This is a genomic window from Arthrobacter luteolus NBRC 107841 (assembly GCF_001552075.1).
In the GTDB taxonomy this organism is placed as follows: Bacteria; Actinomycetota; Actinomycetes; order Actinomycetales; family Micrococcaceae; genus Arthrobacter_B; species Arthrobacter_B luteolus.
Genome location: NZ_BCQM01000007.1, coordinates 19,674 through 43,839, shown reverse-complemented (window position 1 = coordinate 43,839; position 24,166 = coordinate 19,674). Strand labels below are relative to the sequence as shown.

Genomic DNA, 24,166 nt, shown 5'->3' with positions numbered 1-24,166 from the left:
CACGGATGCACATGGTGTCTGTGGATTCTGGTCTTGAACGCACCCTAACAGGGTGCAAGTCTGGTTCCGCGGGGACGCGCAGCACAATCCAAGCAGCAGCACTCTAAGCAAAGGAGCTTAGCCATGGCGGAAGTCGGATGGATCGGACTGGGAAACATGGGCGCGCCCATGGCTGCGAACCTGGTCAAGGCCGGGCACAACGTGCGGGGTTTCGACCTCAGCCCCCGGGCGGTGGCCACTGCGGAAGCGGCCGGGGTGCAGGCTGTCGGCAGCATCGCCGAAGCCGTGACCGGTGCGGATGTGGTCTTCACGATGCTGCCCAAGGGTGAGCATTCCCGTGCCGTGTACCTGGAACCGGACGGGATCCTGGCCCACGCCGGAACGCAGACGCTGCTCATCGACTCCTCGACCATCGACGTCGAATCAGCACAGGCCCTGCACGATGCTGCCGCGGCCGGCGGATTCCGGTTTGTGGATGCTCCGGTGTCCGGCGGGATGAGCGGCGCCCAGGCCGGCACCCTGACCTTTATGGTCGGCGGCAGAGATGACGCCGCCGCGGAGGCCGCGGTGTTCATCGAACCAATGGCCGGCAACGTGATTCCCACCGGTGGTCCCACCACGGGGCAGGCCGCGAAAATCTGCAACAACCTGATGCTGTTCATCAACCTGGCTGCCACCGCGGAGGGCGCGGTGCTGGCCGAGCGGCTCGGCCTGGATAAACAGGTTTTCTGGGACATCGCGTCGGTCTCCTCCGGTGACAGCTGGGCGCTGCGGACCTGGTACCCGGTGCCCGGTGTGGTGGAGACCGCGGCGTCGAACAACAATTTTGAACCGACGTTCACCGCCGAGCTGGCCAACAAGGACATCAACCTTGCCCTCGCCGCGGCCCGGGACACGGGCACCCCGCTGGAGATCGGCGAACACGTCCAGCAGCTCTTCGGCCGGCTCATCGACGCCGGCCAGTCCGGCAAGGACTGCTCCATGATCGTCAAACTGGTGGACGGCTCGCTCGCCGCGACACCGGACCAGATCCCCGCGCCGTAGCGGCGCCCAACTGAATCGAGATCCCATGCAGCGCATCCCGCACGTCATCAACGGCAAGCAGATTTCCGAGGCCGAACGCTACGGACCGGTGTTCAATCCGGCCACCGGGGTCCAGGAGAAGGAAGTGGCCCTGGCCTCGGCGGCCCGGGTGGAGGAAGCCATCCAGGCGGCCCGCGAAGCCCTCCCCGGCTGGCGAACCACCTCCCTGGCCCGCCGCACCGGTATCTTCTTCAAGGTCCGTGAACTGCTCACAGCACGGAAGGCCGAACTGGCCGCCATCCTCACCAGCGAACACGGCAAGGTCCTCTCCGACGCGGAAGGCGAGATCACCCGCGGCCTGGAGAACATCGAGTTCGCTTCTGCCCTTGCCCTGACGCTGAAGGGTGAGCGCGCGGAGCAGGTGGCCGCCGGCGTCGACGTCCATTCCATCCGGCAGCCGGTGGGTGTGGTGGCGTGTATTACCCCGTTCAATTTTCCGGCCATGGTGCCGCTGTGGATGATTGGCAGCGCCCTGGCCTGCGGCAATACCGTGCTGCTGAAGCCGAGCGAAAAGGACCCGTCCGCCGCGGTGTTCATCGCCGAACTCTTCGCTGAAGCGGGCCTGCCCGCCGGGGTGCTCAACGTGGTGCACGGAGACAAGGAAGCCGTGGACGTGCTGCTGGAACACCCGGAGGTGAAAGCGGTCAGCTTTGTCGGTTCGACACCGGTGGCGCGGAGCATCTACCGCCGGGCCGCGGAACACGGCAAGCGGGTCCAGGCCCTGGGCGGAGCGAAGAACCACATGGTGGTCCTGCCCGACGCCGACCTGGACATGGCAGCCGACGCCGCCGTCTCCGCAGCCTACGGCTCCGCGGGGGAGCGGTGCATGGCAGTCAGCGTCCTGGTGGCGGTCGGGTCAATTGCCGATGACCTGGTGGAGGCCGTGCGCTCGCGGATGGTGGAGCTGCAGATCGGACCCGGGACCGATCCGGCGTCACAGATGGGTCCGCTGATTACCGCAGAGCACCGGGACAAAGTGGCCTCCTACGTGGCCGGCGCCGCGGAGGAAGGAGCCACCGTAGTGGTGGACGGCCGGGAAGCGTCCTTCGACGGAGACGGCTTCTTCCTGGGCGTGAGCCTGCTGGACCACATCAAGCCGGGCATGAAGGCCTATGACGACGAGATTTTTGGCCCGGTGCTCTCCGTGGTCCGGGTCCCCACCTATGCGGACGCCGTGCAGCTGGTGAATGAGAACCAGTACGGCAACGGCACCGCGATCTTCACGCGCGACGGCGGTGCCGCCCGGGCATTCGAGTTCGACGTCGAAGCGGGAATGGTGGGGGTTAACGTGCCGATTCCGGTGCCGGTGGGATCCTTCTCCTTTGGCGGCTGGAAGGATTCGCTGTTCGGGGACACCCACATGTACGGACCTGATTCCATCCGTTTCTATACCCGCGGAAAGGTGGTAACCACCCGCTGGCCGGACCCGGCGACGTCGGAAATCGACCTCGGCTTCCCACAGGTGTTGTAGGTAAAGCCTGCGTCAGGTTCCGCGGGGCTGCGGCAGCTGCCGGCCAAGGGCCTGCCGCTGCCGCAGGAGGAGCAGCGCGAGCACCGCCTGAACCGCCGCCCCCCAACCCAGCAGCACGAGGGCGCCGGCAGCGCCGGAAGCCACTCCGGCCGGCGGGAACACCAGCAACCCGGCGGCGAGGACGGCGTGTGCCGCGGCCGCCGCCAGCAGGGCAGCAGCCCGCTGCCGGAAGCTGTGCGGTACGGGCGCGGCGCCCAGCACAGCGGCGGTGAACAGGCAGCCCGTGCCGGCCAGGTAGCCCGTAACCAGCCAGTGCACCGGCATGGATTCCTGCATGGCCGTCAACAGGCCGGTGTGGAACATCGTCCACATCCCGGCGACCACCAGCACCGTGGCGGTGCCGGGATGGGAGAGGAACCGGGCGGGCCCGCTGGCCAGGACCCGGCCCAGCCGCCGCGCCGGAAACACGTCCAGGGTCCGCAGCGCCAGCGCCGCGGGCCGGGACACCACCAGCAGGAGCGGTCCCACCATGCCGGCCAGCACATGGGAGAAGGCCAGCGCAGTGAAGTCCCGGTGGGCCCAGCCGGCCAGGGGTTCCAGGAGCGTTCCCAAAATGGCCAGGACACCGGCGATGAAGCACACCAGCCGCCAGGCCGGCCAGCGGCCGGATTTCGCCGAGGCCAGCCCGGCCCAGTAGGCGGCAACCGCGGCGACTGCGGGAATCAGGAACAGGGATTCCGCTGCAAACGCGCCGTGGCTATGCATCGGGGGCCGGGAAACGCGCGGTGGGGGACGGCGTCATACGTGCGAACTTAGCACCGCTGCCGCCGGCCATGTACCCCGTGCCGGTAACCCATGGGTCCCGCACAGGATTGCGCTGTTGACACCTGTTGACACCTGCCGGCGGACGGCAAGGATGGGAAACATGTGGACGGGGAGCCTGGAATTCGATCTGCTGCTGGATGACGTCCACTCGCTCAAGGAAAAACGTTCGGTGGTCCGCCCCCTGGTCGCGGAACTGCACCGCCGGTTTGCCGTGTCTGCCGCCGAGTCCGGACATCTGGACCTGCACCGCCGTGCCGGCGTCGGTATTGCGGTGGTCGCCGCTGACCGTGCGCACGTGGTGGAAGTCCTGGACGCTGCCGAGCGGCTGGTGGCCGGCCGTCCCGAAGTCCAGCTCCTGAGCACCCGCCGCCGTATCCTGGCCGGCGACGACGGCTAGGTCACCGCACCCAGTGGGCAGCCGCACAGACCCGCCTGGCAACCACCCTCCCGGGTATATGCTGTCCGGACGACAGTAAATAATGATCTGAGAAAAGAGCTTTTCCATGCTTTTTGAGAACCAAACAGCACTTGTCACCGCCGCCGGAGCCGGTATTGGCCGGGCCATCGCCCTGCGCCTGGCCGCCGAAGGCGCATCGGTCGTCGTCTCCGACGTCAACGATGAGGCCGGAGCTGAAACCGTTTCGCTGATTGAAGCCGCCAATGGCCGCGCCGTCTACAAGCACGCCAACGTGGCCGATACCGACGAAGTCAACGCGCTGGTCCCGTTCGCGGTCGAGTCTTTCGGGCGGCTGGACCTGGCAGTGAACAATGCGGGGGTTGGGGCCATGCCCAAGCCCGTGCAGGACATCACCGCTGCTGACTGGGACCGCACCATCAACGTGACCCTGCGGGGCACCTTCCTGGCCCTGCAGTCCCAGGTCGCCCACTTCGTGGAGCAGGGGAGCGGGTCAATCGTGAACATCGCTTCCCTGGCCGGCATCAGCGCCACCCCCAACCTGACCCCGTACGGTGCAGCCAAGCACGGGGTGGTGTCCCTGACCCGCAGCGTGGCCAAGGAAAACGCTGAACTGGGGATCCGCATCAACGCGGTGGCACCGGGCGCCATCGAAACCGCTGCGCTGGCGTCGCTGCCGGCCGAAGCGAAGGCCGGCTACGCCGCAGAAATCCCGATGAAGCGCCTGGGCCAGCCGGAAGATATTGCCAACGCCACCGCTTTCCTGCTCTCCGACCAGGCCGCCTTTATTACTGGCGTCGTGCTGCGGGTTGATGGCGGAACCGAAGCCTAGCCATGGCGGCAGCGGATCAGAATGCTGTGCTGATTGAAGTCCTGAACGGGCTTCTGGCGCAATGGACGGCGCCCGGGTTCACCACCGCAGTGGCGGCCCGCGAGGGGGTGGACCTGGATCCGGCGGCGCTGACCCTGCTGTCCATCCTGAACAATGCGGGCGCCCAGCGGCCGTCGGCGCTGAGCGAGCGGATGGTCACCGGAGCGTCCAACATCTCCAAGATCACCGCCCGCCTCGAACAGGCCGGGCTGGTCCACCGCACCCAGGATCCGCTGGATTCGCGGGCCTCGCTGATCGCCTTGACCGAGGCAGGGCAGCAGGCTGGAAAGGCCCTGCGGCGTTCGGGGAGCTCACTCGTTGACCAGCTCTTGGACGGCTGGGACGCCCAGGACCGCAGCGACCTGGTGCGGCTGCTGGTCCGGTTCGAGGCCGAAACCCAACGGGTGGCCGCAGGCCTGCGGGAATCGCCTGGACCGGAACCCCGGGGTCTCTAACCGGCTCCACTCCGGCCGGCGGGTTTCCGCCGGCCGGAGCATCAGCCAGGGCCTAGTAGGCCTTGACCCGCTGCTCCACGACCAGGTGGATCAGGGCAAACGTCTTGTCCTCATCAATCGCCTTCAGCGCCGCTTCGAGCGCGGCCGGCACCTCGGCGTCGTGCTCCACCTTCACGCCAAAACCGCCGAAGGCCTGCGCCATCAGCGCGAACTCCGGGTTCTTCAGCTGCGTTCCGGACACCCGGTCCGGGTAGTGGCGTTCCTGGTGAGTGCGGATGGTGCCGTACTCCTGGTTATCCATCACGATCACCAGGGGAGTGGCGCCATACTGCGCGGCGGTGGCCAGCTCCTGTCCGTTCATCAGGAACTCGCCGTCACCGGCGATCGTCACGACGCGGCGGCCCGGGGCTGCCAGTGAGGCGGCGATGGCGGACGGCACCGAGTAGCCCATGGACCCGTTGCGGGCGCTCAGCATGGATGCGTAGCGCCGGGTGGGGAAGTAGCGGTGCGCCCAGTTGGTATGCTCGCCGGCGCCGAGGGTGATCACGGCGTCCTCCGGCAGCGTCGGCACCAGATGTGCCATCAGCGTGTCCATCCGGGCCTGCCCGCTGGCCGGCTCAGCCGGCGGCAGCGCGGCGAACTTCTCCTGTTCCTGCCGCATCCGTGAGGTCCAGGCCTTCCACTCTTCCTTGACCGGCAGGTCCATCAGCACCAGGTCCCGGATAAACACGTCCGGCTTCGCGACGATCTGGTAGGAGACCGGGCCGGAACGGCCGCGCATGGAAGGGTCGATGGTGACCAGGAAGTTCTTCTTGTCCCAGTCCTGCCGCACCACAAAACCGTCGGTGATCACGTCACCGGGAACGGTGCCCACAAAAACCAGGAGGTCGGTTTCCTCCAGCAGGTCGTAGGTCGGTTTGGGCCTGCCGTAGCCGATCGGGCCCACGTAGGACGGGGAATCGAAGGAAATGGTTCCTTCGCAGCGCCATTCGGCCGCGGCGGGAAGGTGGTGCTCTTCCAGCCAGCGGGTCAGGCTATCCGCGCCCTCCTGGGTCCAGTCGTTGCCGCCGGTGACGAACAGCGGCTTGTCCGCTTCCTTCAGCGCAGTCTGCAGCGCCTTCCAGTCCGTGACGGTCATACCGCCTGGGGCCACCGGAATCGGCGGGTGCAGCGTGGCGTTGATTTCCTTCCGGATCACGTCTTCCGGGAGGCCGACGACGACGGGGCCCGGGCGGCCGCTCATGGCGGCGAAGAACGCTTCGGCCACGATTTCGGACGCGCGTTCGGGATGGTCCAGCACCATCACACGCTTGGCTCCGGTATCAAACCAGGCCTTGATATCGAATTCCTGGAACGCTTCACGGTCCCGGTGCTCGAAGGGGATCAGTCCGACGAAGAGCACCATGGGAGTGGAGTCCTGCCACGCCGTGTGCAGCCCAACGTGTGCGTTCGCGGCCCCGGGTCCGCGGGTGACCATGGCGATTCCGGGCAGCTGGTTCATTTTTCCGTCCGCCTCGGCCATGTAGGCGGCTCCGCCTTCATGGCGGCAGACAACGGTTTCGACCTGGCTTTCATGCAGTCCGTCCAGGACGTCGAGGAAGCTCTCACCCGGAACCACGTACGTGCGCTTCACACCGTGCGCAATGAGGGAATCGACAATGACATGGCCGGCGGTCTTCACCTCCGCCCGTGCTGCAGCGGGGGCTGGTACCGGGGCAATCTGAGTCATCTTCGACCTTTCTCCATTGAAACGTGTCTACTCCGTCCCGGCACCGCGGCGCGGCCGGTCGGCGCATCCCTATGTTCTACCCCATGGCCGGCCCGGTTCCGCAGATCGTGAGCCAATGTGTCAATGACCTCCCAATAATCTGGATTCGACTTCTCCCGGGTTTGGCCGCATCCGGCGCTGATGAGGAACAATTGGGCGGGTGAGTCTCACCGCCGCCCCGCAGCCAGCATCCCAACAGCCCGATCCGGCCTCTCAGGTGCCCATCCGCACCGAGACGGCCGAGCAGCTCCATGCGCAGATCGCCCTCGAACTCGGCGTCGCGCCGTGGCAGGTGCGGGCCGCCGTCGAACTCCTGGACAGCGGGTCAACCGTTCCCTTTATTGCCCGCTACCGCAAGGAAGTGACCGGCACCCTGGACGACGCGCAGCTCCGTGAACTCGATGAGCGGCTCCGGTACCTGCGCGAACTGGCCGAACGCCGCCGGGCCATCCTTGAAGCCATCGAGGCGCAGGGCAAGCTCACTGCGCAGCTGCGCGCGGCGGTCGAGGCCGCGGACACCAAATCGCGGCTTGAGGACATCTACCTGCCGTACAAAACCAAGCGCCGCACCAAGGCACAGATCGCCAGGGAAGCCGGGCTGGAACCGCTGGCCGAGGCCCTGCTGGCCAACCCCGCCCTGGACCCGGAGACCGAAGCCGGCCGGTTCCTGGGCGAAGCCGTCCCCGATGCCGCGGAAGCGCTCGCCGGCGCCCGCGCCATTCTCGTCGAACGCGCCGGCCAGGACGCCGACCTGCTGACCGAGGCCCGGGAAAAGCTGTGGAAGCAGGGACGGTTCCGTTCCTCAGTCCGTCCGGGCAAGGAAACCGAGGGGCAGAAGTACGCCGACTACTTCGACTATTCCCAGGCGCCCTCGGGGATGCCATCGCACCGGGTGCTGGCCCTGCTGCGCGCGGAGAAGGAAGGCATTCTGGAACTGGGGCTGGCCGAGGCGGACCCGGCCGACGCCGAAGCGCTGGCTGCTGCCCGGCAGCGGTTTGAGAATTCGGTGGCCGCGCGCCTCGGAGTAGCGGCCAAGGGCGGTGCCGCGGACGCGTGGCTGCGCCAGACCGTGCAGCTGGCCTGGCGCCGGATCCAGGCGAAGCTCTCCGTCGACCTGCGGGTGCGGCTGTTCCAGGATGCCGAAGCGGAGGCCGTACGGGTCTTCGCGGCCAATCTCCGGGACGTCCTGCTCGCCGCGCCTGCAGGCAACCGTGCCACCCTGGGGCTGGACCCGGGCCTGCGGACCGGGGTTAAGGTCGCCGTGGTGGACGGCACCGGTCAGGTGGTTGCCACGGACACGGTTTATCCGCATGCCCCCGCCCGCAAATGGGATGACGCCCTGGTCCAGCTGGCGAACCTGGTGAAAAAGCACGGGGTGGACCTGGTGGCAGTGGGCAACGGCACCGCGTCCCGGGAAACCGACAAACTGGCGGGTGAACTGATGCGGCTGGTGCCGGAGGCGAACCTGCAGAAACTGGTGGTTTCCGAGGCCGGGGCCTCCGTGTACTCCGCGTCCGCGCTGGCTTCGGCGGAACTGCCGGGCATAGACGTCTCCCTGCGCGGCGCCGTCTCCATCGCCAGGCGGCTGCAGGACCCACTCGCCGAACTCGTGAAAATCGATCCCAAGTCCATTGGTGTCGGCCAGTACCAGCACGACGTCACGGCGGCGAAGCTGGACCGGTCGCTGGATGCGGTGGTCGAGGACTGCGTCAACGCTGTCGGCGTGGACGTCAACACCGCCTCTCCGGCGCTGCTGAGCCGGGTGGCCGGCGTTGGGCCGCTGCTCAGCGAGAACATTGTGGCGCACCGCAATGCCAACGGACCCTTCGCCCGGCGGGCGGACCTGATGAAGGTTCCCCGTCTGGGCTCGAAAGCCTTTGAACAGTGCGCGGGCTTCCTGCGGATCACCGGCGGAACTGAGCCCCTGGATGCCTCCAGCGTGCACCCGGAGTCCTATAAGATCGCGCGCCGGATCCTGGCCGAGGCGAAGGCGGAGATGAGTCCTGCCGGAGCGGAGCTGGCCGGACTGGATCCCTCCGCGTTCGTTGACGAGTCCACCGGGCTGCCGACGGTCCTGGACATCATGTCCGAGCTGCGCAAGCCCGGCCGTGATCCGCGTCCGGCCTTCAAAACAGCCACGTTCTCCGACGGCATCGAAAAGATCGCCGACCTGCGGCCGGGCATGGTGCTCGACGGTGTTGTCACCAACGTGGCCGCCTTCGGTGCATTCGTGGATATCGGTGTCCACCAGGACGGGCTCGTCCACATCTCCGCGATGTCCGCCTCCTTCGTCTCCGACCCGCACGACGTGGTGAAGTCCGGGCAGGTCGTCAAGGTCAAGGTCATGGAGGCAGACCCGGAGCGGCACCGGATTTCCCTCAGCCTGCGGCTCGACGACGACGCTCCGGCGGCCGGCTCCGGCAACGGCTCCGGCCACGGCAGAGGAAACGGCGCTAACGACCGCCGCGGGCCCAAGCCGCCGGCCCGGAATACCCAAACCAAGGGGAACAGCCAGGCCGGCCGGGCTCGGCAAGGCATTAAGCCGAAGGATGCCAAGGCCGGAGCAGCCGCCCGGAAGGTGCCGGCTGCTCCCGCTCCGGATGGAGCGATGGCCGAGGCGCTGCGCCGCGCGGGGTTGGTCTAGGGGTCATTTGTCCTGCCGGGGTCAGTCGTCTTCAGCTTCTTTAGCGTCGGCTGCGTCGGCTGCGTCCGGTTCGTTGAGGGCGTCTTCCGGGCGCCGGCCGTCCTGCCCGGATCCGCCGAGATAGGCTGCGGGAACAGTTCCGGCTGCATGGGTGCCCTGCTCCTCACGGATGTTCTCGGCGTTATGCGTGGGTTCGGTGGTCATTGCGGTCCTTTCGAAGGGGGAGGGGCTAGCGGGCGGCCAGTTGGCCCAGCAGGCTGTCGTCGAAGTGCTCCAGCAGGTCCCGGGGACCGGCAAACACCTCTTTGGCGCCGGCGTCGCGCAGTTCCGCTTCACTGGTGCCGCCGCAGGTCAGGGCCACTGTGGGGATGCCCAATTTCGCGGCGGACTTGATGTCCCACACGGAATCGCCCACGAAAACGGCGTCCCCGGCCGCCATTCCGGCCGCGTCCAGGGCTGCCTGCAGGATGTCCGGCGCCGGTTTGCTCTCGGCGGCGTCGGAGGAACTGGTGGCTTTGGTGATGGCGTCGTCGGCGTCGATCGCTGTACGCAGGGCATCGAGGTCCGGTGCCGAAGCGGAGGAAGCCAGGACGACGGCGAGCCCCCGGCCGGACGTCGCGCGCAGCAGGTCCGCGGCGCCGTCGAACGCCCGGAGCGCGGGCCAGAAGGTGGAGAAAACCGCCCCGTGCGAGGCATCAATCTCTTCTTCCTGCTCAGGGTCAATACCTTCGGCAAGGTGGCCGATGAGTTTGTCCCCGCCCATGCCGATCACCCGGTGGATGTGTGCCATCGGAATGTCATAGTCCAGCCGGCGGAATGCCTGCCACCAGGCCACGGTGTGGAGGTAGTTGGAATCGACCAGGGTGCCGTCGACGTCGAAAAGCACGCCGCGAATCTCAGTCATGCAGGTCCGTCCCCTCTGTTTCGGTGCTGTGGGTTCCTTGAGTCTAGCGAGGCTGCCGAAGCCGTGCCGGGTGGGCCGAGGAACGCGGCCAGCTCGGCTTCAAGCAGGCTGGTGTCGCGCAGCTCGCATTCCCAGACCACCAGGGCCGTCCAGCCGGCCGCGGTCAGTGCTTCCAGCGCAGCGGCATCACGGGCGACGGTCCGTGCGCGTTTAGCCGCCCAGAACTCCGCGTTGGTAGCCGGTGCGCGGGTTCCGGCCGGGCAGGAATGCGTGTGCCAGAAGCAGCCGTTGACAAAAATGACCTTCCTGCGGCCGGCGAAGACCAGGTCCGGTTTGCCGGGGAGGCTCCCGCCGAGGGCAGCCCCGTGGAGCCGGAACCGGTAGCCGGTCCGGTGCAGCATCCGTCTGATCAGCAGCTCCGGTTTGGTGTTCTTGGCCCGGATGCGGGACATGTTCCGGCTGCGCTGCTCCGGAGTGACCGTATCTGCCATGCCGCCAGTCTAGGACCCGGAACGGGTTGCCTGCCGGGGACCGCGTGAATGCGTGAAGTCCTAGCCAGGGTGCAGCAGGCAGGCTTATGTTGGCTGTGGTGACGCCGGTGAGAGGACAGGGGTTCAATGGCCCACATCAGGATTATGGCGACCGGTGGGACCATCGCGTCCCGCACGGGCAAGGACGGAGCAACCTCAGCCGAGCGGGCCGAGGAAGTTGCGGCAGGGCTCTCCGGACGGCACGGCTATTCGGTGCGGGACCTCACGAACGTCAACAGTTTCCAGCTGCGGTTCTCCGATGTCCGGGGCATCGCCGAAGCCGTCCGGGAAGCCGTGGCAGATGAAGGCGTGGACGGCGTTGTCATCACGCACGGCACTGACACCATGGAGGAGACAGCCTTCCTGCTGGACCTGGTCCATGAGTCGCCCAAGCCGGTTGTTTTCACCGGTGCGCAGCGGACGGCGGACAGCGCCGCTGCGGACGGCCCGGCCAACCTGGAGGAAGCCGTCGCCGCGGCAGCAGCTCACCAGCTGCGCGGAGCAGGCGTCCTGATCTCCTTCGCCGGGCAGGTCCTGGCAGCCCGCGGAACCCGCAAAACACACACCATGGCCGCCAACCCGTTCTCCGGCGGGGTTCCGGTGGCCCACTTCATCGCCGGCACGCTTCACGCCACGGCGATGCCCGTCCGTCCGGCCGCGCTGCCGCTGCCCGGTGAGGACTTCGACAACGCCCAGGTGGAGATCATCAACTGTGCCTTGGGGACGACGCCGGACCTGTTCACCTACGCTGTCCGGTCCGGGGCCAACGCCATCGTGCTGGCGGGCACGGGAACAGGAAACGCCGGTGCGGGTTTCGCCGAAGCTGTCCAGGACGCGGTGCGCGGCGGCTGCCCGGTGATCCTGTGCTCCAGGGTTCAGTCAGGGCCGGTGGTTCCCGTCTACGGTGCCGGCGGCGGAGTGGACCTGGTCCGTGCCGGGGCCATTCCCGGGGGAGATCTTGGCCCGGCTCAGGCACGGATGCTGGCAGCCTTGCTGACCTCGCTGCCCGCCACTCAGGACGAGATCCTGCAGGCGCTGACTTCCGGGACGTCCCGCAGCGCAGGCTAATCCCCGGGCCTGGATATCGATCACGCATCTTCGCGGACAGTTCCTCCACAGGGGGTCCAAAAACTCATCAGTCGACTTACCATTAATGGCACTGAAGGTACCCCTTACAAGGAGGTAAGTGATGTCGGGCTACTTTAAGCTGGTTGACGCCCACGACGGCGCATTCCGGATCAAGCTCATTTCCGGCGACGGTGCGCTCATGGCTGTTTCGGCCATGTTCCCAACCAAGGCAGCAGCCGCGGCCGGAATCGAGCAACTGCGCGAAATCGCGGGGACTGGCCCCGTGGTGGACCACAGCAAGGACGCCGACGTGGTAGCGGACGCCAGCAGAAATCCCGGCCGGGCCAAGGCTTCCTAGCGCCAACGCCCGCATCCTAGGAGCAGGGCCTCCTGCTCCCGGAACCGTTGCAGGGACCGGGAGCAGGAGGCCTTTGCTATGCCTGGTCCTCGTCGCCCTCGGCGGCCTCCTGGGAATGCTCGCGGCTGGAGTCCGGCTGGGTGGCCTGGTCGCCTTCCGCCGGGCTTTCGTTGTGGCTGCGGTCTTCATCATGTGGAGTGCTGCTCATGAGTACCTCCCGTGGGGTTGGTCCGTGCCTGGGTTGCAGCCGGCCGGTGCCGGCTCGTTCGCGGAACGGCCCTTGTTGTCCCAGTTTAGGAAGCGCGGCTGCCCGTGGACAGGGGCTCAGGACAGCAGCTTGCGTCCCCGGAAGGGTCTAGGCAGGAGCAAGCCGCGGCCGGTAGCGTGTGCCGGATGCAGCCAATTGACGCAGATGTCATTGTGGTCGGCGCCGGCCTTTCCGGGCTGGCAGCGACCGCTGAACTTATCGACGCCGGGCGCTCCGTCATCCTGGTGGAACAGGAAGGCGAACAGAGCCTGGGCGGCCAGGCCTGGTGGTCCTTCGGCGGATTGTTCTTCGTGGATTCACCCGAACAGCGCCGCCTCCGGGTCAAGGACTCGGTGGAGCTGGCCTGGCAGGACTGGCTGGGAACAGCAGGATTTGACCGGGAGGAAGACTACTGGCCACGCCGCTGGGCGGAAGCCTACGTAAACTTTGCCGCCGGTGAGAAACGCTCCTGGCTGCACCAGATGGGGCATCGCTCCTTTCCAGTGGTTGGATGGGCTGAACGCGGCGGCTACGGCGCCACCGGTCCGGGAAACTCCGTCCCGCGGTTCCACATCACCTGGGGCACCGGCCCCGGGATCACCGCACCGTTTGAAGCCAAGCTCCGCGACGGAATGGACCGCGGCCTGGTGCGCCTGGCCTGCAACCACCGGATGGAGTCGCTCGTGACCAGCGGCGGAGCGGTCACCGGGGTGCGCGGCACCATCCTGGAACGGACGACGACGCCGCGCGGCCGCCCAGCCGTGCGCGGCGCGGAGGGGGAATTCGAATTCTTGGCCGGCGCCGTCGTCGTCACCAGCGGAGGTATCGGCGGCGACCACAGCCTGGTCCGCGCTGCCTGGCCGAAGCGACTGGGCACCCCGCCGGAACGGATGCTCAGCGGAGTCCCCGGACACGTGGACGGCCGCGGCCTGAAAGCGGCGCAGGCCGCCGGCGGACGGATTATCAACCCTGACCGGATGTGGCACTACGTTGAGGGCATCCGTAACTGGGACCCGGTCTGGCCCAATCACGGGATCCGGATTCTTCCGGGCCCTTCCTCACTGTGGCTGGACGCTGCCGGCAACCGGCTGCCCGGCCCGCTGTTTCCCGGGTTCGATACGCTCGGGACGCTGGAGCACCTGCGGGGCACCGGATATGACTACAGCTGGTTCATTCTCAATAAGGCGATTATCCGGAAGGAATTTGCCCTCTCCGGATCTGAACAGAATCCGGACCTGACCGGGAAGTCCGTCCGGGACGTGCTCGGCCGGGCAAGTGCCGGGGTGCCCGGACCGGTGCAGAAGTTCCTGGATCATGGCGAGGACTTCCTCACCGCGGGCACTGTGGAAGAGCTGGTGGCAGCCATGAACTCGCTCGCCAAGTCCTCTACGGAGGGTAACGCGCCAGTGATTTCCGCTGCGCCGGTGCTGGAGCAGCTGCAGGCCAGGGACCGGGAGATCGCGAACCGGTTTACCAAGGACGCCCAAATCACGGCTATCCGTGGTGCCCGCTCCTATCTGGGGGACCGGCTGATCCGCACCGCTGTTCCGCGGCCGATCCTGGAGCCGAAGGACGGCCCGCTGATCGCCGTCCGGCTTTCCGTGCTGACCCGTAAGACGCTGGGCGGACTGGAGACGGATCTGGACTCCCGGGTGCTCAGCAGCGATGGTTCCCCGGTTCCGGGGCTATTCGCTGCGGGGGAGGCGGCCGGGTTCGGAGGCGGCGGGATGCACGGTTACCGATCGCTGGAAGGCACGTTCCTGGGCGGATGCCTTTTCAGTGGCCGCGCCGCCGGCCGGGCGGCCGCACACTGAGGCCGGGTTAAACGACACCGGGGCCGGTACCGAAAATCGGTACCGGCCCCGGTGGGTCCAGGTTAGGCGCCCGGGTTGAAGTTCTTGTACTGGCGGTAGGCCTTGGCGGCTTTGAAGTAGTCCGTGGACGGCTTCAGCCACAGCAGGACAACTGCCGTCACGGGGAGCAGAACACCAAGACCGGTGGTGAGAGCCATCAATCCACCGGCAGCCAGACCGGTGAGGTTGAACAGGGACAAGGCAGCGAACACTGTCGCCACAATCCGGGCCCAGTTGTGGCCCTTACGGATAAACAGGGCCACGAGCACCGAGATGGCCACACTGATGACGGCGAAGAACAGGGTAGTTACCACGGTGGCGGCAATCAGGGCGTCCAGCTGGTCCGCGGAGATGCCGGCAGCAGTCATCGATTCCTGGTAGCCGGTGGAGTTCAGCCAGGCCATGCCGACCGGGATGCTGATGACGCTCAGGACGGCGGCTGCGATCAGCAGCCAGAAACCCAGATCCACCTGCTGGGGCCGGACCGGAGCCGGCGGTGCAGCCGGAGCCTGGTTGCTCGAGTAGGCGTTGTAGCTGTAGTTATTTGCCGGAGGCACTTGCTCGGACATGGTTCCCCTCAGAGTGTCTGCGATGCGGGTACGTGCCGGCGGTTGCAGGGGCCGCCGACGCATGACGAAAGCCAGCTTAGTGAACTATGGTCACTTTGACCTCCCCTGCAAGGCGGATATTCCGGTCTTTTTTGCGCCGGCCGGGCACCTTTCGACCATCCGCCTGCCTCGTACGGACTATGCCAGCGTCCGAAGGGCAGGTCAGCTCTCCAGCCCGGTCAGTTCAACTCGGTGGCAGCCACCACCGGGAAGGTGGGGGTCGTGGATCCGCCGGCCGGCTCCACCGTCAGGGCTACTGCCCCGGCCCGGTCCAGGTCCCCTTCCAGCCAGACGCGGACTTCTCCACCGGAAAAGTGCACGTCCGGGATCGGGGTGCCATCCTCGAGCAGCCACAGCTGGTATTCGCGGCCCTCCCCGGGGGCCGGCAGGCTGCCGGCGATGAACAGGGCGGCGTCCTGCTCTTCGGAAAGGACCAGTGCGGCGGGCTGACCGCTGACATCGATGGGCCGGACGCTGACATCGGCGGCAGACAACAGCCGGTTCTCCCGGCTCTGTTCCTGGGCAGCGGATTGCTCCTGCGCCCGCTGTTCCGATTGCACACCCAGATTCCATCCGGTCAGGGCGATCACGGGGACGAGGACAGCCGCAGCTGCGACGGACAGCAGGCGCCGCCGTCGTTGCCGCCGGTCTGCCAGCGAGGCAACAGTCCCGGAACCAGTCCGGCCGGTCTCCTCTTCTTGGTTGGATGGCGGCTCCTGCCGGGTTCCGTGAACGGCAGCGAGCACTGAAGCGCGCAAGGCCGGGGGCGGGTCTTGGGCCGTTTCGGCAGCCAGCTGCGTAACAGCGTCCTGGTAACCGGCGGTTTCTGCCTGGCACGCGGGACAGTCGGCGAGATGCTGCTCGAACTCTGCCCGTTCTGCTGGTTCCAGCGCATCTACGGCGTACAGGGGTGCAAGATCGTGCGGTGTGTCTGCGGGGTGCTGCTGCTGGTTGTTCACGGCTGTCCCCCCAAAGCTGACCTAAGGTTCTTCAACCCGTCGCGAATCCGGGCTTTCGCGGTCCCCACCGGAATTTCCAGGTGCAGCGCGACCTCCTGGTAGGTGCATCCCTTGTAATAGGCCAGGGCGACGGCTTCACGCTGAAGCGGAGTGAGTGTGCCAAGACCGGCACGCACCTCTTGGACGTCCATTGTCTGCTCCACCTCCTGCCACGTGTGGTCTGACGGCGATGCCGTCCGTCGATTCTCGTACAACTGTTCCCGGTCCCGTTCACGCGCAACTTGGCGGACCCGGTCCACGGCCCGCCGGTGTGCCATGGTGCATAACCATCCCAGCACTGTTCCACGTGAGGGGATGAAACGCGCCGCCTGTTCCCAGGCCATCAGGTAGACCTCCTGGACCACTTCGGCCGCGAGCTCCGGCGAGCGCGTGACCCGCACTGCCAATCCGTACACCTTGGACGACGTGGCATCGTAGAGCGCAGCAAAAGCGGCTTCGTCGCCCTGTTCACTGCGCCGGACCAAATCCGCGAGGTCGTTCCCCAGCGTATCGGAGGGTGAACCGTGTGGTTCCCCCTGTCCTGTCACCGGGTCAGTCATGCGCTCCCACTGCTTATCCCTTCGGCATTTCCACCCCGCACCGGATCACTGGCCGGGCGGCTGTGCTGTGAACTCTGCCATATTCCTGCTGCTCTCACAGTCACTATTCGCCACCGGCTGTGCTGTGGATGGGAGTGACCCGGAATCTTTTTCTGCTGCCCACCCATCCGCAGGACGTTCGCCTCCGAACTGTGGTTGTACACACACCGATGTGCACCCGCCACAACGAAGGAAACCGATTATGAATACGAAGATGCGACTGCTCGCCGTTCCCACGTTGGCCCTGGGTGCCCTGGCACTCTCTGCAGCGCCGGGGATGGCCCACGGGCCGGACTCCTGGTCCGGACAGGCCACCCTCAATACCATGAACAACTCGGGCACCAGCGGCCAGGCCATGGTCGAGGTCCACGGCACCGAAGCAAAAGTCACCGTGAATGTCGCCGGTGCGGCCGAGACGTTTATGGATGGGCCCTTCCCCCATGCCCAGCACATCCACATCGCTGCCCAGGGAGTCTGCCCGGGCCCTGATGCGGACACGGATGGCGACGGCGTCGTCAACACCACCGAAGGCCACCCGTTTTACGGGCACATCGGCACCTCCCTCACCACGGAGGGTGACACCAGCGCGGATTCCGGATTGGCTGTGGAACGGTTCCCTGGCGGTTCCGCCTACTCCTATGAGCGGACGTTCGAGCTGAATCCCGAGACAGCCGCGTCCCTCGAAAGCGGTAAAGCGGTGATCGTGGTCCACGGTGTGGATCCCACGCTGATGCCTGAAGCTGCGGCGGCGAAGATGTCCGACCTGGATCCGTCGCTGCCGGCGGCAGCCACCCTGCCGGCTGCCTGCGGCACGGTCAGCACCTCGCAGATGGGGGCGATGCCCAGCGGCGGGGCCGACACTGGGGCAGAGGTCGGAACCGGAAGCACTGCTGCCACCGGCAGCACTGTGGCCGCTGCAGGCCTGGGGGTTGGCGGTCTGGCCCTCGCCGGCCTGATGATGGCGCGCCGCCGTGCCCGCGGCTGATGCGTTACTGGCTGATTTCGTCTGATCTGTGGCCCAGATTCCCATGACGGCATCCCAGCACGGCCGCCGCGCAGGTCTGATCACCTGCGCGGCGGCTCTCCTCCTGCTGCTCGGTGGGTGCGCCGGCTCCGGCGACGGCGCCGGCAGCACCCCGCCGCCTTCGGCAGTTTCGAGCCAGGCTGCCCCGCAGCTGCCCGCTCCCGCTGCCACCGGGACCGGGGAAGTCCCCCCGGTGTCGGCACCGGTGTCCCTGGCCATTCCGGCAACCGGGACCAGCAGCGAGTTGCTGCGCCTCGGGCTCCGGGGGGACGGAACCCTGGAGGTCCCGCCGGACGGGCCCGGGGCTCCAGCGGGCTGGTACACCGGCTCTCCGGCCCCTGGACAGCTGGGACCGGCTGTCCTGCTGGGGCATGTCAACGCCACCGACGGCGGGCCGGGTGTCTTCGCGGACCTGAGGTCCCTGAAGCCGGGGGATCTGATCGAGATTGCCCGGGAAGACGGGTCGAGCGGGAGGTTCGTTGTTGACCGCGGGGAACAATACGGAAAGGATTCCTTCCCCACCCTCGAGGTCTACGGCAACACCGACGCGGCAGAACTGCGGCTCATCACCTGCGACGGGTATGATCCGGCGACGGGCAACTTCGATGACAACTACGTCGTTTTCGCTACACTGCAGGGCTAGGAAAGGTCCAGGCGGTGCCGCAGGCCCAGGCGGACCGAGGACCATTCGCCCTCCAGGATCGAGAAAACGACGACGTCGCGGCGGGAACCGTCAACCCACAGTTCGTTGCTGCGCAGCACCCCGTCCTGCTTGGCACCCAGCCGGGCAATGGCCGCCCGTGAGGCGTGGTTATGCCAATGCGTGCGGAACTCCACGGCAATGCAGTCCAGATCCTCGAACGCGCGGGTCAGCAGCAGATATTTGGCTTCGGCGTTCACCGCGGTCCGCTGGGCGCCCGCCGCCAGCCAGGTGGAGCCGATTTCCACCCGCCGGTGTTCGGCCTTGATGTTCATGTAGGTGGTCATGCCGCACACCAACCCGGTGTCCAGCCGGCGGATCGCCCAGGGTGCCATGCTCCCGGCCGCCTGCTGGGCGAGCCGGGAATCCACCTCCGCCGCCATGCCCTCGGGCCTGGGGATGCGGGTATACCAAAGGTTCCACAACTCTCCGTCCTTCACGGCATCGATGAGTTCCGGCACATGTTCACGGCTCAGCGGTTCCAGCCGGACTGTGCTGCCCTGCAAGGGGACGGGGGTGGAGTAATCCTGGCGGCAAGCGGTCATAGGCCCATCCTAGGGCGGGAATAACCGGCTGCCCCGCAGGGTTCCCCAAGTAGATGCAATGACATCTACAGTTTGGAATCTAGGAAAGGGGCCGTCATGGCCGAACGCAGGATCGTAGCTCTCTCAGCCGGATTGGGTACGCCTTCCTCAAGCCGCATGCTGGCTGACCAGCTGAGCGCCGCAGCCCGGCAGAGCCTGCAGGATTCGGGGCACCAGGCTTTCGTGACCACCTATGAGCTGCGCGAGTATGCCGTCGAGATAGCCAACGCCATGGTGTCCGGTTTCGCCCCGCCCAACCTGGAAGCGCTCATCAATGAGGTCATCGATGCCGATGCGCTGATCGCGGTGACTCCGGTGTTTACCGCGTCGATGAGCGGCCTCTTTAAGTCCTTCTTTGACGTGATCGACAAGGACGCCCTGGACGGCAAGCCCGTGATGGTGGGTGCCACTGGCGGCAGTGCCCGGCATTCCATGGTCCTGGACTTCGCCCTGCGGCCAATGTTCAGCTACCTGCGCGCGCGCATCACACCCACCGCCGTCTTCGCCGCGCCGGAAGACTGGGGAGCCGGAACCGATGGGTCGGGCAGCCTGGACAGCCGGGTCCGGCGTGCCGGCTCCGAGCTCGTCGCGCTGCTCGGCGACGCACCTGCACCGGCGCCCCGGCAGGACCCGAACGAATCGCTGCCCTTCGAGCAGCTGCTCGCCCAGATCCAGGCGCGCCCGGCGTAGGCGAACTGGCCGGGAGAGGGTTCCGCTAGGCGCCGGAGCGTTCCACCAGCGCAAGCACGCGCGCCGGGCTGGCCGTCCCGCCCACGATTTTCAGCGGCGACACGAGAATCAGGGCGCCTGTCGGAGGCAGCTGCACCAGGTTCTGGAGGAGCGTCACCCCGTACTTGTTGTTGCCCAGCAGGTAATAGTGCACCGGGAACGGGGGATCGAACGCACCGGCGTTTCCGGCGTCGATTCCCACCGTTTCCACACCGAGTCCGGCGATCGGAGTTTCCTCCGCCAGCCACTTCGCGCAGGCTGCGGAAAGCCCCGGGGTGTGGGAGCCGGCGTCGTCAGTATTAAGGAACGCGTCCGGGTCATCGAAGAACTTGTCCCAGCCCGTGCGCAGCAGCATCCAGCCGCCGTCCGGCAGCGCCCCGTGCTGGGCCTCCCAGGCCTGGATGTGCTCCACCTCGACCAGGAAATCCGGATCTGCTGCCGCTTCGGCGCTGAAGTCCAGGACGACGGCGGGACCCACCAGCCGCTGGACCGGGATCTGTGAGACGTCGTCCCCGTCGCGGCCGGTGACCCAGTGCGACGGCGCATCCACGTGCGTGCCGATGTGCTCACCGGTGTGGATGTTGTTGTGTTTCCAGAATGGTCCGGGCTCGTTGAACGCGCTGACCTCTTCCAGCTGAAAGTCGATCAGGTTCACGAACGGGGCCGGGAGCTTCAGGGTGGGAATCCCGGCGCTCAGCGGTGCGGTGAGGTCGATGATTTCCAGTGACCCGCCGTCGAGCGCGGCGAGCAGGGCCGGGAGGACACCGGGTTCGGTGCTGTGGAGACTCATGGGTGCTGGTCCTGTCCAGGGTGGAGGATCGTTTGCCTGAGGATACCGTTCGGGCGCTGCGGGGAAGGTAAAGCGAAGTCACACGAGCGGGTTATGACGGCGGCCCGTTGGAGGGTCCTGCCCGCGGGGTCCTAGAGTTCTTGCTGGAACAGCAATGAAGAACCAGGGCAGGAGCCGCACCGGATGGAGACCATGGATATCGCCGCGCTGGTGGGCCGCACTTTGGCACAGCTGGGGGTAGGACATACCTTCGGCGTGGTGGGCAGCGGGAACTTCCATGTCACGAATGCCCTGCGGGACCACGGTGTGCCGTTTACAGCGGCCCGGCATGAGGGTGGAGCCGCCACGATGGCGGACGCCTATTCCCGTATGTCGGGGCAGGTCAGTGTGCTCACCACCCACCAGGGCTGCGGACTCAGCAACGCTGCGACCGGCATCGGCGAAGCCGCGAAGTCCCGTACCCCGATGATCGTGCTGACCGCGGACACGGCCGGCGCTGCCGTCCGCTCCAATTTCCGGATCGACCAGGATGCCTTCGCCCGCAGTCTCGGTGCCGTCCCGGAGCGGGTGCACTCGGCGCAAAGCGCGCTGGCGGACACCGTCCGCGCCTTCCGTACGGCGCTCAACGAACGCCGCACCGTTGTCCTCAGCCTGCCGCTCGATGTGCAGGCCCAGCCTGCCCCGGAGGGCGTGCCGGAGTTTATCCCGCCGGTGGCCCCGGCGGGACGTATCCGCCCGGATTCCATCCTGGTCCGCGGGATGGCCGACCTGCTGGCCCACGCACAGCGCCCGGTCTTCGTCGCCGGCCGGGGCGCGCGGCAGGCAGGAGCCGAAATCGCGGCGCTCGCCGCCCAGTCCGGAGCGCTGCTGGCCACCTCCGCCGTCGCCAACGGACTCTTCAACGGCGAGGAGTTTAACCTGGGCATCGCCGGAGGATTCTCGACGCCGGAAACCGCCGCGCTGATCAGCGGCGCCGACCTGATTGTTGGCTGGGGCTGCACCCTGAACATGTGGACCATGCGGCACGGGTCCCTGATCAATCCGGAAGCCGCCGTCCTCCAGGTGGATATCGACGGCGCCGCGCTGGGCGCCAACCGGGAAGTCCACCTGGGCGTCACCGGAGACTGCGCTGCAACGGCCGAAGACGTCCTGGCCGAACTGCAGGCCACCGTGCCGGAAGCCGCGGAGAAGTACCGGACGCGCGCCACGGCGGCGCGGATCGCGGCCGGTTCACGCTGGCGCGACGTCCCCGTTCAGGATCTCTCCACCGCCACACAAATTGATCCGCGGGTGCTGAGCCTGGACCTCGATGCCCTGCTCCCGGCGGAGCGGCTGGTGTCGGTGGACTCCGGTAACTTCATGGGTTACCCCTCCACTCATCTTGAGGTGCCGGATGAGTTTGGCTTCTGTTTCACCCAGGCGTTCCAGTCCGTGGGGCTGGGGCTGGCTACGGCGGTCGGGGCGGCCCTGGCGCGCCCCGACCGCCTGCCCGTGCTGGGCACCGGCGACGGCGGCTTTCTGATGGGAATAGCCGAACTGGAAACCGCCGTCCGGCTGCGCCTGCCGTTGGTCGCCATTGTTTACAACGACGCCGCGTACGGCGCCGAGGTGCACCATTTCGGTACGGGGGAGGCGCCGGCGGACCTGGGCACGGTGACTTTCCCGGATACCGACATTGCGGCGATCGCCCGCGGCTACGGTGCCTCCGGAGTTACGGTCCGCAGCCGGGAGGATCTGACTGCGGTCGAGGCGTGGCTGGCCGGCCCCCGGGACGCGCCGCTGGTGATCGACGCGAAGATTGCGTCCGACGGCGGTGCCTGGTGGCTGGCGGAGGCCTTTAAGGGCCATTAGCCGTTCAGCCCACGGTGCGCACCACGGCCTCGACAACGTCCGGCACCTCGGAGCGCACGGCTGCAGCGGTGGGTTCGTCCGCGATTGCAGCGGCGGCATCCTGGGCCTCGCAGCGGGCGCGGTACGCCCGCACCTCGGCGTCACGGCGGGCCTGGTCCCAGCCCAGCGCTTCGGCGGCCAGATCGGCAATCTCCTCGACGGCGTCCAGGCCGTGGTTCGGGGCCTCCCAGGTGAGGCGGGTACGCACGTCGAACAGATCTTCCAGATGCAGGGCGCCCTCATGGGTGCAGCCATGCACGATCTCCGCACGCAGATAGGCCGGGGCGCCCTGCAGCGGGGTGGCCAGCTCGGGCCGCTCGTCCACGAGTTCGGTGATCTCGGAGATGGCCGAGCCGTAGCGGTCCAGCATCCGAACCACCTGCTGTTCGGTCCAGCCGTGCTTCGCACCCAGTGAGGCGGCCTGGCGGGTCAGCGGCAGATAGCCGTCGGCACCGAGCAGCGGGGTCTTGGCCGTGACCGAGGGAAGTTCCTTGGCGCGTTCGCCCAGGGCCAGGTCCACGGCGTCCTCGGCCATGACCCGGTAGGTGGTGAGCTTGCCGCCGGCGATCGCGATCAGGCCCGGCAGGACTTCGGTGACGGTGTGCTCGCGGGAGATCTTGGTGGACTGTTCGTCACCCTTAGTGCCCGGCTGCAGCAGCGGGCGCAGGCCGGCGTACGTGCCAATCACGTCGTCGCGGGTCAACGGCTTGTCCAGCACCACATTGGCGTGCTCGATGACGTAGTCGATGTCCGCGCTCGTGGCCACCGGCGTCGACAGTTCCTGGTGATACGGAGTGTCGGTGGTGCCGATAATCCAGTAGCGCTCCCAGGGAATCACAAACAGCACGGACTTTTCGGTCTGCAGGATCAGCCCTGATTCACCGGAGATCCGCTCGCGCGGCACAATGATGTGAATGCCCTTGGACGCAAGTACCTTCAGGCCGCCGTCGGCGCCGGCCAGGTCCTGGGTTTTTTCGGTCCAGACGCCGGTGGCGGTGATCACAGTCTTGGCGCGGATGGTGCGGTCGCGGCCGGTCTCCAGGTCACGGACGACGGCGCCGGACACCCGGCCGGAGGCATCCTGCGGGAAGGAGACCGCCTTGGCGCGGGTGATGGCCGTGGCGCCCAGACGTGCGGCGGTGCGTACCAGGGTCAGGACCAGACGGGCGTCGTCGACCTTGCCGTCCCAGTACTTGATGGCGCCGACCATAGTGCCTTCCTTGATATCGGGAAAGGCCTCTTTGACACCCTTCATACCAAGGTGACGCTGGATAGGCATGGTGGCGTGCTTGGCGCCGACGTGCGCCAGGGTGTCGTAAAGGCCGATGCCGGCGGCGACGTAGGGGCGCTCCCAGCCGCGGTGGGTGATGGGGTATAGGAAAGGCACAGGCTTGACCAGGTGCGGGGCCAGCGAATCGAGCAGCAGCTCACGCTCGCGCAGCGCCTCCGCTACCAGCTTGAAGTCCAGCTGCTGCAGGTAGCGCAGTCCGCCGTGGACCAGCTTGGAAGACCACTGGGAGGTGCCGCCGGCCCAGTCCTGGGCTTCGACGATGGCGGTGCGCAGGCCGCGGGAGACGGCGTCCAGGGCGATGCCGGCACCGGTCACCCCGCCTCCGACTACAAGGACATCGAGTTCGGGGCCATCAGCGAGCCCGTCCAGGACGGCGTCGCGGTTACCTGTGGAGGGCAGGCGAGTTGACATGTGGAGGCCTTTCGCTTTCGGGCCGGACCTGTAGGTCCGGAGTCTTCGTC

The 24,166-nt window shown here is 67.1% G+C and carries 25 protein-coding genes; 13 read left to right on the top strand and 12 right to left on the bottom strand.

Annotated elements, in window-relative coordinates; translation table 11 throughout:
* Nucleotides 1–123: 123 nt before the first annotated feature.
* Nucleotides 124–1,044, top strand: a complete 921-nt coding sequence (mmsB, locus tag AL3_RS13035) for a 3-hydroxyisobutyrate dehydrogenase (RefSeq protein WP_066301671.1) — start codon at nucleotides 124–126, stop codon at nucleotides 1,042–1,044.
* A gap of 25 nt (nucleotides 1,045–1,069) precedes the next feature.
* A complete protein-coding gene (locus AL3_RS13030) occupies nucleotides 1,070–2,554 on the top strand; it encodes a CoA-acylating methylmalonate-semialdehyde dehydrogenase (protein ID WP_066301667.1) in 1,485 nt (494 codons plus the stop codon).
* 12 nt (nucleotides 2,555–2,566) lie between these two features.
* Here the strand turns inward: AL3_RS13030 and AL3_RS13025 are convergent, their stop codons facing one another.
* Nucleotides 2,567–3,319: a cytochrome c oxidase assembly protein gene (locus tag AL3_RS13025; RefSeq protein WP_066301664.1), complete on the bottom strand. Its 753-nt coding sequence runs from the start codon at nucleotides 3,317–3,319 to the stop codon at nucleotides 2,567–2,569.
* A gap of 160 nt (nucleotides 3,320–3,479) precedes the next feature.
* Here AL3_RS13025 and AL3_RS13020 point away from each other — a divergent pair, with 160 nt between their 5' ends.
* The 3 genes from AL3_RS13020 to AL3_RS13010 all read left to right on the top strand — a co-directional run bounded on the left by AL3_RS13020 (nucleotide 3,480) and on the right by AL3_RS13010 (nucleotide 5,120).
* Entirely contained in the window at nucleotides 3,480–3,776 is a 297-nt protein-coding gene (locus AL3_RS13020) for a DUF503 domain-containing protein (RefSeq protein ID WP_066301661.1), read from the top strand.
* A gap of 106 nt (nucleotides 3,777–3,882) precedes the next feature.
* Nucleotides 3,883–4,626, top strand: coding sequence for an SDR family NAD(P)-dependent oxidoreductase (locus tag AL3_RS13015; RefSeq protein WP_066301658.1), 744 nt, complete (start codon nucleotides 3,883–3,885; stop codon nucleotides 4,624–4,626).
* Nucleotides 4,627–4,628: 2 nt separating this feature from the next.
* On the top strand, nucleotides 4,629–5,120 hold the full coding sequence (locus AL3_RS13010) for a MarR family winged helix-turn-helix transcriptional regulator (protein WP_066301653.1): 492 nt from the start codon (nucleotides 4,629–4,631) through the stop codon (nucleotides 5,118–5,120).
* Between the two features lie 52 nt (nucleotides 5,121–5,172).
* Here AL3_RS13010 and AL3_RS13005 read toward each other — a convergent pair whose 3' ends face one another.
* A complete protein-coding gene (locus tag AL3_RS13005; protein ID WP_066301651.1) occupies nucleotides 5,173–6,849 on the bottom strand; it encodes a thiamine pyrophosphate-dependent enzyme in 1,677 nt (558 codons plus the stop codon).
* A gap of 256 nt (nucleotides 6,850–7,105) precedes the next feature.
* Here AL3_RS13005 and AL3_RS13000 point away from each other — a divergent pair, with 256 nt between their 5' ends.
* Complete coding sequence (locus tag AL3_RS13000) at nucleotides 7,106–9,532, top strand: Tex family protein (RefSeq protein WP_066301996.1); 2,427 nt, start codon at nucleotides 7,106–7,108, stop codon at nucleotides 9,530–9,532.
* A gap of 21 nt (nucleotides 9,533–9,553) precedes the next feature.
* On the opposite strand, the gene AL3_RS12995 is transcribed toward AL3_RS13000, so the two are convergent.
* From AL3_RS12995 to AL3_RS12985, 3 genes are read right to left on the bottom strand one after another with little or no spacing between them, the layout of a single operon-like run.
* Nucleotides 9,554–9,736: a hypothetical protein gene (locus AL3_RS12995; protein ID WP_066301649.1), complete on the bottom strand. Its 183-nt coding sequence runs from the start codon at nucleotides 9,734–9,736 to the stop codon at nucleotides 9,554–9,556.
* 25 nt (nucleotides 9,737–9,761) lie between these two features.
* Nucleotides 9,762–10,436: an HAD family hydrolase gene (locus tag AL3_RS12990; protein ID WP_066301644.1), complete on the bottom strand. Its 675-nt coding sequence runs from the start codon at nucleotides 10,434–10,436 to the stop codon at nucleotides 9,762–9,764.
* On the bottom strand, nucleotides 10,433–10,927 hold the full coding sequence (locus tag AL3_RS12985) for a very short patch repair endonuclease (protein WP_066301642.1): 495 nt from the start codon (nucleotides 10,925–10,927) through the stop codon (nucleotides 10,433–10,435). The genes AL3_RS12990 and AL3_RS12985 overlap by 4 nt, the downstream gene beginning before the upstream one ends.
* A 126-nt stretch (nucleotides 10,928–11,053) precedes the next feature.
* On the opposite strand from AL3_RS12985, the gene AL3_RS12980 reads away from it, so the two are divergent.
* Both AL3_RS12980 and AL3_RS12975 read left to right on the top strand, forming a co-directional pair.
* The gene (locus tag AL3_RS12980) at nucleotides 11,054–12,034 is read left to right on the top strand and encodes an asparaginase (protein WP_066301640.1); all 981 of its coding nucleotides are present in this window, start codon (nucleotides 11,054–11,056) and stop codon (nucleotides 12,032–12,034) included.
* Between the two features lie 121 nt (nucleotides 12,035–12,155).
* Nucleotides 12,156–12,392 (top strand): YegP family protein, encoded by a 237-nt coding sequence (locus AL3_RS12975; protein ID WP_066301638.1) that lies wholly within the window; start codon nucleotides 12,156–12,158, stop codon nucleotides 12,390–12,392.
* Nucleotides 12,393–12,468: 76 nt separating this feature from the next.
* Here AL3_RS12975 and AL3_RS18985 read toward each other — a convergent pair whose 3' ends face one another.
* Complete coding sequence (locus tag AL3_RS18985) at nucleotides 12,469–12,600, bottom strand: hypothetical protein (protein ID WP_255220899.1); 132 nt, start codon at nucleotides 12,598–12,600, stop codon at nucleotides 12,469–12,471.
* Between the two features lie 185 nt (nucleotides 12,601–12,785).
* Here AL3_RS18985 and AL3_RS12970 point away from each other — a divergent pair, with 185 nt between their 5' ends.
* Nucleotides 12,786–14,453, top strand: coding sequence for an FAD-binding dehydrogenase (locus AL3_RS12970; protein ID WP_066301631.1), 1,668 nt, complete (start codon nucleotides 12,786–12,788; stop codon nucleotides 14,451–14,453).
* Nucleotides 14,454–14,515: 62 nt separating this feature from the next.
* Here the strand turns inward: AL3_RS12970 and AL3_RS12965 are convergent, their stop codons facing one another.
* The 3 genes from AL3_RS12965 to AL3_RS12955 all read right to left on the bottom strand — a co-directional run bounded on the left by AL3_RS12965 (nucleotide 14,516) and on the right by AL3_RS12955 (nucleotide 16,658).
* Entirely contained in the window at nucleotides 14,516–15,061 is a 546-nt protein-coding gene (locus AL3_RS12965) for a hypothetical protein (protein WP_066301628.1), read from the bottom strand.
* A 218-nt stretch (nucleotides 15,062–15,279) separates the two neighbouring features.
* Nucleotides 15,280–16,059, bottom strand: coding sequence for an anti-sigma factor (locus tag AL3_RS12960; protein ID WP_066301626.1), 780 nt, complete (start codon nucleotides 16,057–16,059; stop codon nucleotides 15,280–15,282).
* Nucleotides 16,056–16,658, bottom strand: coding sequence for a sigma-70 family RNA polymerase sigma factor (locus AL3_RS12955; protein ID WP_083521721.1), 603 nt, complete (start codon nucleotides 16,656–16,658; stop codon nucleotides 16,056–16,058). The genes AL3_RS12960 and AL3_RS12955 overlap by 4 nt, the downstream gene beginning before the upstream one ends.
* A 241-nt stretch (nucleotides 16,659–16,899) precedes the next feature.
* On the opposite strand from AL3_RS12955, the gene AL3_RS12950 reads away from it, so the two are divergent.
* Together AL3_RS12950 and AL3_RS12945 are read left to right on the top strand one after the other, a co-directional pair.
* Nucleotides 16,900–17,682, top strand: coding sequence for a hypothetical protein (locus tag AL3_RS12950; protein ID WP_246168684.1), 783 nt, complete (start codon nucleotides 16,900–16,902; stop codon nucleotides 17,680–17,682).
* A gap of 43 nt (nucleotides 17,683–17,725) precedes the next feature.
* On the top strand, nucleotides 17,726–18,364 hold the full coding sequence (locus tag AL3_RS12945) for a class F sortase (RefSeq protein WP_066301986.1): 639 nt from the start codon (nucleotides 17,726–17,728) through the stop codon (nucleotides 18,362–18,364).
* Here AL3_RS12945 and AL3_RS12940 read toward each other — a convergent pair.
* Nucleotides 18,361–18,966 (bottom strand): GNAT family N-acetyltransferase, encoded by a 606-nt coding sequence (locus tag AL3_RS12940; RefSeq protein ID WP_066301624.1) that lies wholly within the window; start codon nucleotides 18,964–18,966, stop codon nucleotides 18,361–18,363. The two genes, AL3_RS12945 and AL3_RS12940, sit on opposite strands and share 4 nt — an antisense overlap.
* A 96-nt stretch (nucleotides 18,967–19,062) precedes the next feature.
* Here AL3_RS12940 and AL3_RS12935 point away from each other — a divergent pair, with 96 nt between their 5' ends.
* Nucleotides 19,063–19,695, top strand: coding sequence for an FMN reductase (locus AL3_RS12935; RefSeq protein ID WP_066301622.1), 633 nt, complete (start codon nucleotides 19,063–19,065; stop codon nucleotides 19,693–19,695).
* Between the two features lie 25 nt (nucleotides 19,696–19,720).
* On the opposite strand, the gene AL3_RS12930 is transcribed toward AL3_RS12935, so the two are convergent.
* Nucleotides 19,721–20,524 (bottom strand): cyclase family protein, encoded by an 804-nt coding sequence (locus AL3_RS12930; protein WP_066301616.1) that lies wholly within the window; start codon nucleotides 20,522–20,524, stop codon nucleotides 19,721–19,723.
* Nucleotides 20,525–20,716: 192 nt separating this feature from the next.
* On the opposite strand from AL3_RS12930, the gene AL3_RS12925 reads away from it, so the two are divergent.
* On the top strand, nucleotides 20,717–22,375 hold the full coding sequence (locus AL3_RS12925) for a thiamine pyrophosphate-binding protein (protein ID WP_066301984.1): 1,659 nt from the start codon (nucleotides 20,717–20,719) through the stop codon (nucleotides 22,373–22,375).
* Nucleotides 22,376–22,379: 4 nt separating this feature from the next.
* Here AL3_RS12925 and AL3_RS12920 read toward each other — a convergent pair whose 3' ends face one another.
* Nucleotides 22,380–24,116 carry a glycerol-3-phosphate dehydrogenase/oxidase gene (locus tag AL3_RS12920; RefSeq protein WP_066301611.1) on the bottom strand — a complete coding sequence of 579 codons (1,737 nt, stop codon included), beginning with the start codon at nucleotides 24,114–24,116 and terminating at the stop codon, nucleotides 22,380–22,382.
* Nucleotides 24,117–24,166 lie beyond the last annotated feature (50 nt).